This is a genomic window from Peribacillus folii (assembly GCF_030271255.1).
In the GTDB taxonomy this organism is placed as follows: Bacteria; Bacillota; Bacilli; order Bacillales; family DSM-1321; genus Peribacillus.
This window is the reverse complement of sequence record NZ_JASJOM010000007.1, coordinates 148,376-164,283: the sequence shown is the minus strand read 5'-3', so window position 1 is coordinate 164,283 and position 15,908 is coordinate 148,376. Positions and strand designations below refer to the sequence as shown.

Genomic DNA, 15,908 nt, shown 5'->3' with positions numbered 1-15,908 from the left:
ATGAGTACAGTTGATGTGTATAAACCGAAAAACCATATCAGGTTCGTGACGGCTTCGAGTTTATTTGATGGTCATGATGCATCGATCAACATCATGAGGCGGATCCTGCAGTCGAGCGGGGCCGAAGTCATTCACCTTGGACATAATCGCTCTGTCGAGGAGATCGTGAATGCAGCCATCCAGGAGGATGTTCAAGGGATTGCCATGTCATCCTACCAAGGCGGACATGTGGAATATTTTAAATATATGTATGACCTGTTGAAGGAAAGGGGGGCTGAGCATATCCGGATTTTTGCCGGAGGCGGCGGGGTCATCATTCCGAGGGAAATCAAGGAGCTTCATGATTATGGGATTGCCCGCATCTTCTCCCCTGATGAAGGGCGCGAATATGGTCTCCAGGGCATGATCAATGTCTTGATGAGGGAATGTGACTTCCCGACTGTCAAACCGTCCTTACAGGAACGGTTTGATGATCTGATTGCAGGTGGGACGAATGCGGTGGCCCAATATATCACCTTTGCTGAAAGCAGGCTTGAGGCTACAGAAGAATCTGCCGCAGCTGTGGAAAGCATTTTTGAGCAAATCAAGACCTCTGAAAGGAAGGTGCCTGTTCTTGGGATTACAGGGACGGGCGGTGCGGGTAAAAGTTCACTGACCGATGAACTGATCCGGCGTTTCCTTAACGAAATCAAGGATAAAAAAGTGGCCATTCTATCCGTCGATCCGACCAAACAAAAAACGGGCGGTGCCCTGCTTGGCGACAGGATCAGGATGAACGCGATTTTTTCTGAGCGGGTGTATATGCGGAGCCTGGCCACGCGCCATTCAAAAAGTGAGCTGTCCTTGGCGATTAAAGATGCGATATCCGTCGTGAAGGCAGCCGGCTTCGACCTGATCATCGTCGAGACGAGCGGGATTGGCCAAGGGGATGCTGAGGTTGCCGAGATCTGTGATGTTTCCATGTATGTAATGACAAGTGAGTTCGGTGCACCCTCCCAGCTTGAAAAAATCGATATGATCGATTACGCAGATTTGATCGTCATCAATAAATATGAGCGCAAAGGCTCCGAGGATGCAAAAAATCAAGTTCAAAAGCAATATCAGCGAAGCCGGACGCTTTTCGATCAAGATCCTTCGGAAATGCCGGTTTATGGCACGATCGCTTCCCAATTCAATGACCCCGGCACGAATGCATTATTCGCTGCCCTGATCGAAAAGCTCAATGAAAAAGCAGGGATGGGATGGAGCACCTCGTTTTCGAAGGAGGCGGATGTTTATAAGCAAAATGTCATCATCCCGAATGATCGCCGGTATTATTTGCGGGAAATAAGCGATACGGTCAGAACGTATCATAAACGTACGGAGGAGCAAGCCGGCATCGCCCGCAGGCTTTTCCAGCTTGAAGGGGCCATTGAGGCGGTTAAGGAGCAGGATAATAACGAAGAAATCCTGGCATCTTTGGAAGAACTGAAAAAAGAAACGCATTCCAGGTTATCCCCTGAATCGAAAACATCGCTCTCTGGATGGCATGATTTAAAAGAAAAATATGCAGGGGAGCAGTTCGTCACGAAAGTCAGGGATAAGGAAATCGTTACGAAGCTTAAAACGAAAAGCTTATCAGGTTTACTGATCCCGAGAGTGTCATTGCCTAAATTTGTTGATTATGGCGAGATCTTAGGATGGATATCCCGTGAAAATGTTCCGGGCTTTTTCCCGTATACAGCTGGGGTCTTCCCATTCAAACGTGAAGGGGAAGATCCAAAACGGCAATTTGCCGGTGAGGGATCCCCGGACCGGACGAATCGCCGCTTTCATTATTTATCTAAGGATGACCATGCTAAACGGCTCAGTACCGCATTCGATTCCGTAACATTATATGGCGAAGACCCCGATCATCGACCGGATATCTATGGCAAGGTGGGGGAAAGCGGCGTTAGCATTTGTACGCTGGATGACATGAAAAAACTGTATGCAGGTTTCGATCTTTGCCATCCATCAACATCCGTTTCCATGACCATTAATGGGCCGGCACCGATCATTTTGGCCATGTTCATGAACACGGCAATCGATCAGCAGGTTCAGCGAAAGGTGGAAGAGCTCGGCCGCCCCCTAACCGAACTGGAGGCGCAGGATGTGCAGGCGGCCACCCTTCAAACGGTACGCGGAACAGTTCAGGCGGATATCCTGAAAGAGGACCAAGGCCAGAATACATGCATCTTCTCTACGGAATTCGCTTTAAGGTTAATGGGAGATATCCAAGCTTATTTCATCGATCATAAAGTCAGGAACTACTATTCCGTGTCCATATCCGGCTATCACATTGCCGAAGCAGGCGCCAATCCGATTTCGCAATTGGCATTCACTTTGGCGAATGGCTTCACCTACATTGAATATTACTTGAGCCGCGGGATGAACATTGATGATTTCGCCCCGAACCTGTCTTTCTTCTTCTCTAATGGGCTCGATCCGGAATATACGGTCATCGGAAGGGTTGCAAGAAGGATATGGGCGACGGTCATGAGGGATAAATATGGAGCGAATGACCGCAGCCAGAAGCTGAAATATCATATACAAACATCCGGCCGCTCCCTTCATGCGCAAGAAATAGATTTTAATGATATCAGAACCACGCTTCAGGCATTGATGGCGTTACAGGACAACTGTAACTCCCTGCATACCAATGCTTATGATGAAGCCATCACGACCCCTACCGAAGAATCTGTACGCCGTGCCATGGCGATTCAAATGATCATCACGAAGGAGCATGGCCTTTCAAAGAACGAAAATCCCATTTCCGGTTCCTTCATTGTCGAGGAATTGACGGATATGGTCGAGGCGGCGGTCCTTCAGGAGTTCGACCGGATCAATGATCGAGGCGGCGTCCTTGGTGCAATGGAGACCCAGTATCAGCGCGGCAAAATCCAGGATGAATCCATGCATTATGAAATGAAGAAGCATACGGGGGAATTGCCGATCATTGGGGTCAATACGTACCTTAATCCGAATCCCCCTTCCGAGGATGCGGTCAACAGCATGGAAATCGCCCGTGCAACAAAGGAAGAAAAGGAAGGGCAAATCAAAAACCTGCAAGCATTCCAGGACAAGAATCAGCAGTTCACTGATGAAGCGCTAACCAGACTGAAGGCTGCGGCCATGGATGGGGACAATATTTTTGCCGAGCTCATGAACTGTGTGAAAGTGGCCAGTCTTGGCCAGATAACCCGGGCGCTATATGATGTAGGCGGGCAATATCGCAGAAATATGTAGGTCATGAGGAATGGGATCCCTAATTGAAGGGGTCCCATTCACGTAATAACTATGATCCTTTTTGGAAAAATGTTAATTCCCCGTTATAATTATTCGAAAAAGGGGCAAAAATGATGAATCAGCTCCATCGGATCATAAGCATGTACCTGGAAACGGTCGGATTTGGATCTAGTTAGCCATCATTCCGGTATTTGAGCTGTTTGGCAATCGATCGGGTCTCATCTCCAAGTAAGTGAATGTCACAGCGGGGCATTAAGGTAAATCCGTGAAAGTGACAGATAGAACTAGCATAAACCCATTTGGATTGTTTATAATGGAGTATATGTCTAGCAGGAATTGTCGTTATTTTATCGAAATACTGTTTTAGATTATTTTTTTATGTGAAAAAACACAGAATTCAGTGTTTGAATAGAGAAGGGAAGTGCAGAATTTGAGTTTAAAACAATACTCAAAAGAGCAACTATTGGAAATGTCCTTAATAGAGATGGCATATGATTTGTTAGTCGAAAGAAATGAACCGATCCTGTTCAAGGATCTAATCAGTGAGATCGCTACGCTGCATCACTTATCCAAAGCGGAAGTGGAAAAGAGAATTGCCCAATTCTATACGGATTTAAATGTGGATGGCCGTTTCACTTCACTTGGTGACAACCGTTGGGGATTGAAAACATGGTACCCAGTTGACCAAATCGAAGAAGAAGTCGTCCATGTCGTTAAACCGAAAAAGAAAAAGAAAACGAAAAAGGCTGCTGCCGTCATCGATGATTTCGATGAACTGGATGATGAAGATCTTGATTTCGATGAAGATGTGGATGATCTGGACGAGGATGAGGATGACGACGAGGATGATATCCTAGGTTCTCCAGTTATCGATGAAGTGCTTTTGGACGATGATGTGGAAGATGATGAAGACCTGGAAGATGAAATAATCGAAGATGAAGCATTTGACCTCGAAGACGATGAGGACGAGGATGAAGACGAAGAAGAACTAGATGAAGAGAACGAAAAATAAATAATCGCCCTTGACTTTTTAAGGCGAAATTTGTAGAATCATTTTTGGGCTCCTTAAAAAAGGACACATTGATTAAATTATATCGCTCCCTTACTTTTTTGTAAGCGGAGCGTTTTTGTTTTTAATGATGGAATGTATAAATGACATCATTTTTTTATTTTTTAAAAATGATTTCCCGTAGAATTGTAAAAACTATGGAGAACATATTTATGTTTTACTGTCATTTGCGGAAGTTTAACCTTGTTCATGCATCGAGCATGACTCTCACTAATGACCTTTAAGTGATTAATGGCATACGGCTTTACGTCTGTGGGCTTTGTACGCCGATATGGCGGCGAATTGATGCAAGTTCCTGTTTACAGGATAGGAAGAAAAACAATCTATTAGGAGGATATGAGATGACAAAATATATTTTTGTGACAGGTGGAGTAGTTTCTTCCTTAGGAAAAGGGATAACGGCCGCTTCTTTAGGAAGACTTTTAAAAAATAGGGGATTGAATGTGACGATCCAAAAGTTTGACCCGTATATCAACTTGGATCCAGGTACGATGAGTCCATACCAACACGGTGAGGTGTTCGTTACGGATGATGGCGCGGAGACCGACTTGGATTTGGGTCACTATGAGCGGTTCATCGATATCAATCTAGGTAAGCACAGCAATGTGACAACAGGGAAAATCTATTCAACCGTCTTAAGAAAAGAACGCCGCGGCGACTATTTGGGCGGAACGGTTCAAGTCATCCCCCACATTACGAATGAAATCAAAGAGCGGGTATTCCGTTCAGGCAATGAAACGAATGCGGATATCGTCATCACGGAAATCGGCGGAACTGTAGGAGATATTGAATCCCTCCCATTCCTTGAAGCGATTCGCCAAATCAAGAGTGATATCGGAATCAATAATGTTATGTATATTCACTGTACACTTGTTCCTTATATTAAAGCTGCTGGTGAAATGAAAACAAAACCGACACAGCATAGTGTAAAGGAATTGCGCAGCCTTGGCATTCAGCCGAACATCATCGTTGCACGTACCGAAAGCCCGATCTCACAAGATATGAAGGATAAAATTGCTTTATTCTGTGATATCGATAAAAATTCGGTTATCGAATGTCAGGATGCAGATACACTTTACTCCATCCCGCTTGCCCTTCAAGCGCAAAATATGGACCAAATCGTTTGCGATCACCTGAAATTGGACTGCGGCGAGGCGGATATGGAAGATTGGAAGGAACTTGTCAAAAAGGTTACTTCTTTATCGAAGAAAACGAAAATCGCTCTTGTCGGTAAATATGTGGAACTGCAGGATGCTTATCTTTCTGTAGTCGAAGCGCTTAAGCACGCCGGCTATGCGTTTGACGCGGATGTTGAAATCGACTGGGTCAATTCTGAAGACGTAACGAGAGAAAATGTTGCTGAACTTCTTCAAGATGCAGACGGCATCCTTGTTCCTGGCGGTTTTGGAGATCGCGGCATCGAAGGGAAAATTGTGGCTACGGAATATGCCCGTACGACCAAAACTCCATTCTTCGGAATTTGTTTAGGCATGCAATTGGCATCCATTGAATATGCACGCAATGTGTTAGGATTGCCAGAAGCCCATTCTGCTGAAATTCAAGCGGATACTCCAGATCCAATCATCGATCTTCTTCCTGAGCAAAAGGATGTGGAAGACTTGGGTGGCACACTGCGCCTTGGCTTATATCCTTGTAAGCTTATTGAAGGTACCAAGGCTTACGAAGCTTATAATGACGAGGTTGTGTATGAACGTCACCGTCACCGGTATGAATTCAATAATCATTACCGTCAGGCGATGGAAGAGGCTGGATTCGTCTTCTCTGGAACAAGCCCGGATGGCCGTCTAGTTGAAATCGTTGAATTGAAGGATCATCCTTGGTTTGTGGCTTCTCAATTCCACCCGGAGTTCACATCACGCCCTAACCGTCCACAGCCACTTTTCCGTGACTTTATTGGAATGTCTTTAAAGCGCAGCGAGAAACTTTAATAAACGGCTGTATCAGACCGCAGGCAAACTCGATAAATCATTGAGTTTGCCTGCTTTTTTTTGTTAGGTATTAATGTGAATGGGATACTAGCTGACGGTAGGCGGTATGGATCGGTGCGATGCCCGAACCCGAGAGTAAAAGCATGAAATTCGCGAGTAAAGCGGCAAAATTCGCGAGTAAAGCAAGAAATAGACGATAAATGGCCGCCAATGGCGTGTGAAAAGCGCACATCATACGAGAATCGGCCTGGAATTTGAGGCAAAAGTTAAACTCGCGAGTAAAAGCATGAAATTTGCGAGTAAAGCAAGAAATCGGTGAGAACCGGCCGCCATTGCGTGTGAAAAGCTCAATTTATAAGAGGAATCGCCTTCTTCAATCGGTGCAGAGCCCAAACTCTCGTGAGTAAAAGCAAATTAACGAAATTGCTTCAAAAAAAAGTATCGGGATAATGTCATTCCGATACCTTTTTGTGTTAAGCTTCTTCATTTTGATATTCTTGTATAATTTCCTCGAGAGTGAATTTAATTCCATAATAGGCAAAAAGGGCGGCAATGAGGGTAGGGTAGCCAAATCGGTTTCCTGTTTCATCGGGAATCAATCCCCGGTGGATGCGTAGGTCGATATGTACGTCAGCGAGTTCGATGAGGGAATTCTCGTTGGCTGCTGCGGAGGTGGAAACCGCCACAAAGGGTATATCTTTTTCCTGAAGTGCTTTGGCAAGCTTCACGGCTTCGCCATCATTGGAATTCCGGCTGAAAATAAGGAATCGATCTTCTCTTGAAATAGTTTCACCGTGTTCATATCTTTTAGCTTTCGGAAAGGGCTCGGCCCCTTCCAGCGCCTCGGCCGTGACACCTTGCATTTCACCAAAACCATGGATGAAAATCGCGCCATCCCCAACCGCGGCCTGAGCCAAAAGGCGCCCGGCATCCTCCATTTCAAAGGCTTCATTGTCCATCATTTTCTTGAAAATTCCGCTTATCTGTGTCGAAAAAATTTTTAACATGATCAGGGTCCCCTTTTGAAATTAGTCCTATTATTATAAAGGACTTTCCGCTGCATTGACAGACTTCGGTTTTTTTGATGATACTGGTTCATTTTACTAAATCGGTCAAAAAAACCAAAAAAATATAAATTCCTTTTAGCCATGTGGCAGGAATTTTGTTACAATTATCGAATAGGAACAAAGAATTCAAGTTTATGAAAATGTGAAAGTAAATACATGTATGGGTAATATAGCAGTTAGGCTGATATTTTTATAAGACGGAAATAGGAGAGGTGATAAAATGTCAGGGAAGATATTGATAGTTGATGATCAATTCGGCATCCGTATTTTATTAAACGAGGTTTTACATAAAGAAGGGTATGAAACGTTCCAAGCCGCAAATGGAATTCAAGCCCTGGAGGTCTTGAATAATCATTCGCCGGATCTTGTATTGCTCGACATGAAGATTCCTGGAATGGATGGCATAGAAATCCTGAAACGGATGAAAGTCGTCGATCCCGATATCCGTGTCATAATCATGACCGCTTATGGTGAACTTGATATGATTCAGGAAGCAAAAGATTTAGGGGCAATGACCCATTTTGCGAAGCCTTTCGATATCGATGATATTAGAAAAGCAGTTCGGGAATACTTACCGATTCAGTCAAGCTGATGGCCTTGAACGGTTAACACCCTTGGCCATAAATTGCCGCGGCTATCTTTTTCAAGATGTGCCGCGTTTTTTCGGAATAAATTTTAAGGCCACGGATAGTGTATTTGTTGCTGTTTTTTTGATGTATTGATATGCTACAAGAGGAAAGATATTCTGATCGATATGCGTATGCTACTTCGATTTTAGGGAATATCTAGAAAGAAATAACTTTAAGATCATTACACCCACCAGTAGGAGGAAATCAAATGCCTTTAGTTTCTATGAAAGATATGCTCAATAAAGCTCTTGAAGAAAAGTATGCAGTAGGTCAATTCAACATCAATAACCTAGAGTGGACTCAAGCTATTCTAGCTGCTGCGGAACAAGAAAAATCTCCGGTCATCCTTGGTGTTTCTGAAGGTGCTGCCCGTCATATGGGCGGTTTCAAAACGACTGTCATGATGGTGCAAGGATTATTGGAAGATATGAAAATTACAGTTCCTGTGGCCATTCACCTTGACCATGGTTCAAGTTATGACAAATGTAAAGAAGCGATCGAAGCTGGATTCACTTCCGTCATGATCGATGCCTCACATCATCCGATCGAGGAAAATATCGAAACGACGAAGAAGGTCGTTGAATTCGCCCATGCCCGTAATGTGTCCGTTGAAGCTGAAGTGGGTACGGTTGGTGGTCAGGAAGATGACATAATCGCCGATGGCGTCGTATACGCAGACCCTCAAGAATGTGAACAATTAGTCAAAGAAACGAATGTTGATTGCTTCGCACCAGCATTGGGATCTGTTCACGGACCATACAAAGGTGAGCCGAACCTTGGTTATAAAGAAATGGAAGAGGTACGTGATTTAACGCAAAAACCACTTGTTCTTCATGGTGGGACAGGCATTCCGACGAAAGATATCCAAAAGGCGATTTCACTTGGAACATCCAAAATCAATGTGAATACCGAAAACCAAATTGTATTCACGAAAGCTGTACGTGAGGTCCTGAACAATGATTCCGAAGTTTACGATCCACGTAAATTCATGGTTCCTGGCCGTGAAGCGATCAAGGAAACGGTCATAGGAAAAATCCGTGAATTCGGTTCAAACGGAAAAGCATAAACATCAAATCCGACATATGGGTCAAGATCCTTATATGCAGGATGCTGCTGGCAATAAATCCATTGGCGGGAACTTTCCCCCAATGGTTTCTTTTAGATTCAAGGTAATTATGGATTCTATTTTTTGAACAATTAGAATTCAAGGGGAATTAGAGAAAGTAAAATGATTACATACGGAGGGTATATTATGAAATTCTTTATAGATACAGCAAATATGGATGAAATCAAACAAGCGCATGAACTTGGCGTCTTAGCAGGAGTTACGACCAATCCGTCCCTTGTGGCAAGAGAAAAGGGCGTTTCCTTCCATGATCGTTTGAAGGAGATTACTAGCCTTGTCAAGGATTCAGTTTCTGCGGAAGTCATTTCGCTTGATTTTGAAGGAATGATGGCTGAAGCGAAGGAACTTGTTGCAATTGCTCCTAATATCACGATCAAGGTGCCTATGACTCCAGATGGCTTGAAGGCTGTTGCCGCACTGACAAAGCAAGGGGTCAAAACAAATGTTACCCTCATTTTCAGTGCAAACCAAGCCTTATTGGCTGCTAGGGCAGGCGCGACTTATGTATCGCCATTTCTAGGACGTTTGGATGATATCGGTCAAAATGGCCTGCATTTGATTTCCGACATTGCAGACATCTTTGCGATCCATGATATCAAGGCGGAAATCATTGCCGCATCAATTCGCCATCCGATGCATATTACGGATGCTGCTCTTAAAGGTGCCCATATTGCAACAATTCCTTATAAAGTATTAATGCAATTATTCCACCATCCGTTGACTGACAAAGGAATTGAAGCGTTCTTGAAGGATTGGAATTCCCGTACAGAAGCATAATGCCTTACCGCTAAGTCGCTATAGATTGCAGCAGTGAATGGAAAATAACATAAATTAGAAATTTTTTTATTTTTTTTACATGATTTTTCTACTTTTGTGTAAACTAAAACCTAGATAGTGAATGTTGTCGGATTATGCAATTTTTGTGTGGAAAAATATTACTTTTTAAAAGTGGCTTCTAAGTGCTTAGCGTGGAAGGGAGTTTATTATGGAAAAACTTAAAATTGCCGGTGGTTACCCTTTAAAGGGGAGCATTCGTGTCAGCGGAGCAAAAAATAGTGCGGTCGCCCTCATTCCTGCAACGATTTTAGCGGACTCTCCTGTAACGATTGAAGGCTTGCCTGATATATCGGATGTACAGATGCTCAAAAAGTTAATGGAAGAAATTGGCGGCGAGGTTTCCTTTGAAGATGGGGAAATGACCGTGGATCCGAGCAGGATGATTTCGATGCCTCTTCCCAATGGAAGAGTGAAGAAGCTGCGTGCCTCCTATTATTTAATGGGGGCAATGCTCGGTAAATTCAAGAAGGCTGTGATCGGCTTGCCAGGAGGCTGCCATCTGGGACCTCGCCCAATCGATCAGCACATCAAAGGTTTTGAAGCACTTGGTGCACAAGTGACGAATGAACAGGGAGCCATTTACCTTAGAGCTGACGAACTGCGGGGAGCGCGCATCTATTTAGATGTCGTCAGTGTCGGTGCCACCATCAATATCATGCTTGCGGCCGTATTGGCCAAAGGCCGTACAGTGATCGAGAATGCTGCGAAAGAACCGGAAATCATTGATGTCGTCACCCTTTTAACCAATATGGGTGCGAAAATCAAAGGTGCCGGAACGGATATCATCCGCATTGACGGTGTCGATAGCTTACATGGCTGCAGGCATACCATCATACCGGACCGGATTGAAGCGGGCACCTTCATGATCTTGGCCGCTGCAGTCGGTGAAGGAATCTTAATCGATAATGTCATTCCCCAGCATTTGGAGTCATTGACAGCCAAAATGAGGGAGATGGGCATAAATATTGAAGCCGGCGATGACCAGATATTCGTCTCGCCTGGTGAAAAATATAAATCGGTTGATATCAAGACGCTTGTGTATCCTGGATTTCCCACGGATCTACAGCAGCCGTTCACGTCCCTTTTGACAAAGGCGAGCGGCTCCAGCATGGTGACCGATACGATATATGGGGCCCGCTTCAAGCATATAGATGAATTGCGCCGCATGAATGCAAAGATCAAGGTCGAGGGCCGAACAGCCATCATCGATGGTCCTGTCCAGCTTCATGGTGCGAAAGTGAAGGCGAGTGATTTACGCGCCGGAGCCGCTCTGGTAATTGCCGGCTTGATGGCTGAAGGGATCACCGAGGTGACAGGACTGGAACATATAGACAGAGGCTATAGCAACCTAGTGGAGAAGCTTGCCGGATTAGGTGCAACGATCTGGCGTGAAGAAATGACACAAGAAGAAGTGGAGCAGCTTAAAAGCTGATCCCTTTTCTTGTTGCCTCACTGTGTTACATTATATGATATAATGTGTTATACTAATATATAAATAAATCATGCTAGTGTACATGAGGGGGAGCGGAAAATGGAGAGAAGTTTATCGATGGAGCTTGTTCGCGTAACGGAAGCGGCGGCCTTGAATTCTGCACGTTGGATGGGAAGAGGAAAGAAAGATGAAGCGGATGATGCTGCAACGAGTGCCATGCGCGATGTTTTCAATACGATTCCCATGCAAGGTACGGTTGTAATCGGTGAAGGGGAAATGGACGAGGCGCCAATGCTTTATATTGGCGAAAAGCTTGGTACCGGCCTCGGGCCGCTAGTCGACGTTGCGGTCGATCCTTTGGAAGGCACGAATATCGTAGCATCAGGAGGCTGGAATGCATTAGCCGTATTGGCAATAGCAGACAAGGGGAATTTGCTTCACGCTCCTGATATGTATATGGATAAAATAGCCGTTGGTCCAGAGGCGGTTGGCCAGATTGATATCAATGCTTCTGTATTGGACAACCTAAAGGCCGTGGCCAAGGCAAAGAATAAAGATATCCAGGATGTCGTGGCAACAGTATTGAATCGCGATCGTCATTCGAAGATCATTCACGAGCTTCGTGAAGCTGGAGCGCGGATCAAGCTGATCAATGATGGAGATGTAGCTGGTGCCATCAATACGGCCTTCGATTCCACTGGTGTTGATATCTTATTCGGATCAGGCGGAGCACCGGAGGGTGTCATTGCAGCCGTTGCTTTGAAATGCCTCGGCGGGGAAATACAAGGAAAGCTTCTTCCGCAAAGTGATGAAGAAGTCGAACGCTGCGGGAAAATGGGCCTTGATCTAGGACGGGTCCTGAGAATGGAGGACCTTGTTCGCGGAGATGACGCCATTTTTGCTGCAACGGGTGTGACGGATGGTGAACTTTTGCGTGGTGTTCAATTCAAAGGACATTATGGTGAGACGCAATCCGTGGTCATGCGTGCCAAATCTGGAACCGTCCGTTTCATTGACGGACGCCATAGTCTAAAAATCAAACCGAATGGCTTGATTGACTGAAGAGGTTTCGGGGAAAACCACAGTGAAAAGCGAGCGGTTTCATCGCTCGCTTTATCTTTAAAAAATTTAAGTTGAATAATTAAAATAAAAAAAGTAAAATAAAGCTTGGTCTACTATTAATGATTCATTATATATAAAATCTGCCCTTTCACTCCAAACTTCAAGCAGCCTTCAAATAATATTCTTCTTTACATGTAAAAATGTATCATCCTTTCTAAGAAAACTCTGGTCGGGTACATGGATTGCGGTTTTTCTTCCATCTAACAAGCCATTTCTTTTTTTGTATGGGTGAAAACGTTTAATTAATAAAAGTGTGGTGTCATAATGAATTTAACTATTTCTAATTTAGAAAACATGAAACTTAAGGATCTCTATGAGCATGCCCGTGAATATAAAGTTTCGTATTACAGCAAACTGTCAAAAAAGGAACTTATTTTCGCTATCCTGAAGGCGCAGGCCGAGCAGGATGGTCTCCTGTTCATGGAGGGCGTTCTTGAGATCATTCCTTCAGAGGGATTCGGTTTCTTGAGGCCAATCAATTATTCTCCAAGCTCGGAGGATATTTATATTTCCGCTTCCCAAATCCGCAGATTCGATTTACGCAATGGGGATAAGGTTTCCGGTAAGGTAAGGCCGCCGAAGGAAAATGAGCGCTATTATGGATTGCTCCACGTCGAGGCCGTCAACGGCGATAACCCAGAGTCAGCCAAAGAACGCGTTCATTTCCCTGGTTTGACGCCGCTGTATCCAAACAGGCAAATCAAGCTGGAGACGACGCCGAAGAATCTATCGACTAGGATCATGGATGTCCTGGCGCCGGTTGGTTTTGGCCAGCGGGGTCTGATCGTTGCACCGCCAAAAGCTGGTAAAACCATGCTCATCAAGGAAATCGCCAATGCGATAACCACGAACCATCCTGAATCGGAATTGATTGTCCTTTTGATCGATGAACGCCCGGAGGAAGTGACAGACATCGAGCGTTCCGTTGCTGGTGACGTGGTTAGTTCAACGTTCGATGAAGTCCCGGAAAACCATATCAAGGTTGCCGAATTGGTGTTGGAACGGGCGATGCGCCTCGTCGAGCATAAGCGGGATGTCATCATCCTAATGGACAGCATCACCCGTCTGGCACGTGCATATAACCTTGTCATCCCGCCGAGCGGACGTACGTTATCAGGGGGGATCGACCCTGCTGCCTTCCATCGCCCCAAACGCTTTTTCGGTGCGGCGAGGAATATTGAGGAAGGCGGAAGCCTGACGATTCTTGCCACGGCATTGGTCGATACCGGTTCAAGAATGGACGATGTCATTTATGAAGAATTCAAAGGCACGGGTAACATGGAGCTGCATTTAGATCGTGCACTTGCCGAAAGACGCATCTTCCCGGCAATCGATATCCGCCGTTCTGGAACGCGTAAAGAAGAGCTGCTGATTCCGAAAGACCGCCTCGATAAATTATGGGCGATCAGGAAGACGATGTCTGATTCACCCGATTTCTCGGAGAAATTCCTGCGCCGTCTAAAACAGACAAAAGGCAATGAAGAATTTTTCAGTAAATTGGATGATGAGATGTCCGAAATGAAAAAGGGACCGGCAAGCATGAAACGCTCTTAAAACAGAGAAAGAAACAAACTGTTGCACAACTAGTTTTAAGTTGATATAATGGGTTCATGTGTTTTTACAATAAATGTGAGGGTTTTTATTCACTCACCTGAAGTATATAACTCTGTTTCGAATGATTCAGGGCAGAAGGAGCTGAAAAGAATGAAAACTGGAATTCATCCAAATTACAAGCTTTCAAAAGTGACTTGCTCTTGCGGAAACACTTTTGAAACTGGTTCAGTTAAAGAAGAGATCAAAGTTGAGACTTGTTCAGAGTGCCACCCATTCTATACTGGTCGTCAAAAATTCGCTGAAGCTGGCGGACGTGTTGATCGTTTCAACAAAAAATACGGTATTAAATAAGCCGGACTTTTTAAAAAACAGGCAAGCATTTTTCTTGCCTGTTTTTTCTTTTCTGTAAACAAGCAACAATTTATATAAAACCGGATCCGCTTCAATTTTGGCCAATGGATCGACAGGTGGAAGGGAGTAGCTGTTTCCATGTATGTAATGAAACAAACAGGCTGGATCGAGCTTATTTGCGGAAGCATGTTTTCAGGTAAATCTGAGGAATTGATTAAACGAGTCAGCCGTGCTCAATTTGCCAAAGAGCAAATCGCTGTTTTTAAACCAGCTATAGATAATCGCTATGCGGAAGAGGCTGTCGTATCACATAATGGCTCTTCTGTGATGGCAAAGCCGATCGCCCATTCAACGGAGATTTTTAAGTTTTTGGACAAGCCCCTGGATATCATTGCAATAGATGAAGTTCAATTTTTTGATCATGAAATTATCGGGGTTGCCCAGCATCTTGCGGACAGCGGTTATCGAGTGATTATGGCTGGACTCGATCAAGATTTCAGAGGTGAACCATTCGGTCCCATGCCAGTTCTATTATCGTTAGCAGAATCAGTGACCAAGCTGCAGGCTGTATGTGAAGTGTGCGGATCGCCTGCGAGCCGGACGCAGCGTTTGATTGATGGCAAACCGGCCTCCTATGATGAGCCGGTCATCCTTGTCGGTGCATCGGAATCATACGAGCCCCGTTGCCGTCATCATCATGAAGTTCCTGGGAAGCAGGAAGCTGAGATTAAAGAACATATCTAAATCGTACGTGCCCTAGATCCAATCAGATCTTAGGGCTTTTTTTATTGGAATGGGAAGTGAGCGACTAAAAGGAACCGATGATTTGGTTGGTCCAATACATGGAAGGGGAATAAAAGATTAATTACTGCTCCATATTGGGCAGGCTAACGAGGAAATGATCTTGTTAGCAACCTAAATGGAGGGAAAAGATATGAAATTCAAAATATTATTACTGGCGATTTTTGTGCTTTCTGCCCTGACAGCATGCGGTCAAAATCATAATGCAATAAATAATGATTCGGAATATGGCGATCAAAGCCGTGATGGCAAGGACTTTGTCGGCAACGGATTAAAGCATGTGTCCAATAAGGAGTGGGAAAATGAGGCGGAACGGCCTTCCGACCAGGTCCTCAACACACCGGATCATACTTCCAACAATTCCCCTTCCATGGGACAGGAGATTGCTGCCATTCGCGATGCCGTTGAGTCTGAAACCGATTACGAGGCGGGAGCGGTCTGGATTAACGGTAATACGATACATGTTACGATCCATGATAAGGGGAATATCGGGAACGATGCTGAAAGAAAAGAAGAAAAGCGTCGACTGGAAGATCTGATTACGGGTGTGGTTCCTCAGTACAAAATAGATGTTAAATTAAAGAAATGACCATATTCTTGAATCCTCTTTGACGTTGATTATTCACCTATACTATAATTGACCTAGAAGTGAACTGAGATGGGGCACTGAAACGTGTATTTATAGTAAAAAAAGATGGATTACT

At 44.6% G+C, this 15,908-nt stretch carries 14 protein-coding genes; 12 read left to right on the top strand and 2 right to left on the bottom strand.

Annotation, left to right across the window (positions count from 1 at the left end):
* The 3 genes from icmF (at position 1) to QNI08_RS13550 (ending at position 6,285) form a co-directional block, all read left to right on the top strand.
* Complete coding sequence (gene icmF, locus QNI08_RS13560; RefSeq protein WP_285767949.1) at positions 1–3,267, top strand: fused isobutyryl-CoA mutase/GTPase IcmF; 3,267 nt, start codon at positions 1–3, stop codon at positions 3,265–3,267.
* A gap of 430 nt (positions 3,268–3,697) precedes the next feature.
* Positions 3,698–4,279: a DNA-directed RNA polymerase subunit delta gene (gene rpoE / locus QNI08_RS13555; RefSeq protein WP_285767948.1), complete on the top strand. Its 582-nt coding sequence runs from the start codon at positions 3,698–3,700 to the stop codon at positions 4,277–4,279.
* 398 nt (positions 4,280–4,677) lie between these two features.
* Complete coding sequence (locus tag QNI08_RS13550) at positions 4,678–6,285, top strand: CTP synthase (protein WP_285767947.1); 1,608 nt, start codon at positions 4,678–4,680, stop codon at positions 6,283–6,285.
* Positions 6,286–6,355: 70 nt separating this feature from the next.
* Here QNI08_RS13550 and QNI08_RS13545 read toward each other — a convergent pair whose 3' ends face one another.
* Both QNI08_RS13545 and QNI08_RS13540 read right to left on the bottom strand, forming a co-directional pair.
* A complete protein-coding gene (locus tag QNI08_RS13545; RefSeq protein WP_285767946.1) occupies positions 6,356–6,520 on the bottom strand; it encodes a hypothetical protein in 165 nt (54 codons plus the stop codon).
* A gap of 238 nt (positions 6,521–6,758) precedes the next feature.
* On the bottom strand, positions 6,759–7,292 hold the full coding sequence (locus QNI08_RS13540; protein WP_285767945.1) for a DUF2529 domain-containing protein: 534 nt from the start codon (positions 7,290–7,292) through the stop codon (positions 6,759–6,761).
* Positions 7,293–7,572: 280 nt separating this feature from the next.
* Between QNI08_RS13540 and QNI08_RS13535 the strand changes: the two genes are divergently transcribed.
* The 9 genes from QNI08_RS13535 to QNI08_RS13495 all read left to right on the top strand — a co-directional run bounded on the left by QNI08_RS13535 (position 7,573) and on the right by QNI08_RS13495 (position 15,793).
* Complete coding sequence (locus QNI08_RS13535) at positions 7,573–7,944, top strand: response regulator (RefSeq protein WP_061465740.1); 372 nt, start codon at positions 7,573–7,575, stop codon at positions 7,942–7,944.
* Between the two features lie 245 nt (positions 7,945–8,189).
* Positions 8,190–9,047 (top strand): class II fructose-bisphosphate aldolase, encoded by an 858-nt coding sequence (locus tag QNI08_RS13530; protein ID WP_285767944.1) that lies wholly within the window; start codon positions 8,190–8,192, stop codon positions 9,045–9,047.
* A gap of 186 nt (positions 9,048–9,233) precedes the next feature.
* Complete coding sequence (gene fsa / locus QNI08_RS13525; RefSeq protein ID WP_285767943.1) at positions 9,234–9,884, top strand: fructose-6-phosphate aldolase; 651 nt, start codon at positions 9,234–9,236, stop codon at positions 9,882–9,884.
* Positions 9,885–10,092: 208 nt separating this feature from the next.
* A complete protein-coding gene (locus tag QNI08_RS13520) occupies positions 10,093–11,376 on the top strand; it encodes a UDP-N-acetylglucosamine 1-carboxyvinyltransferase (RefSeq protein WP_285767942.1) in 1,284 nt (427 codons plus the stop codon).
* Positions 11,377–11,475: 99 nt separating this feature from the next.
* Complete coding sequence (gene glpX, locus QNI08_RS13515) at positions 11,476–12,438, top strand: class II fructose-bisphosphatase (protein WP_285767941.1); 963 nt, start codon at positions 11,476–11,478, stop codon at positions 12,436–12,438.
* Positions 12,439–12,762: 324 nt separating this feature from the next.
* The gene (gene rho, locus QNI08_RS13510) at positions 12,763–14,052 is read left to right on the top strand and encodes a transcription termination factor Rho (RefSeq protein ID WP_285767940.1); all 1,290 of its coding nucleotides are present in this window, start codon (positions 12,763–12,765) and stop codon (positions 14,050–14,052) included.
* 150 nt (positions 14,053–14,202) lie between these two features.
* On the top strand, positions 14,203–14,403 hold the full coding sequence (rpmE, locus tag QNI08_RS13505; RefSeq protein WP_285767939.1) for a 50S ribosomal protein L31: 201 nt from the start codon (positions 14,203–14,205) through the stop codon (positions 14,401–14,403).
* Between the two features lie 138 nt (positions 14,404–14,541).
* Positions 14,542–15,147 carry a thymidine kinase gene (locus QNI08_RS13500; RefSeq protein WP_285767938.1) on the top strand — a complete coding sequence of 202 codons (606 nt, stop codon included), beginning with the start codon at positions 14,542–14,544 and terminating at the stop codon, positions 15,145–15,147.
* Between the two features lie 190 nt (positions 15,148–15,337).
* Positions 15,338–15,793, top strand: coding sequence for a hypothetical protein (locus QNI08_RS13495; protein ID WP_285767937.1), 456 nt, complete (start codon positions 15,338–15,340; stop codon positions 15,791–15,793).
* The last annotated feature ends 115 nt before the right edge of the window (positions 15,794–15,908 follow it).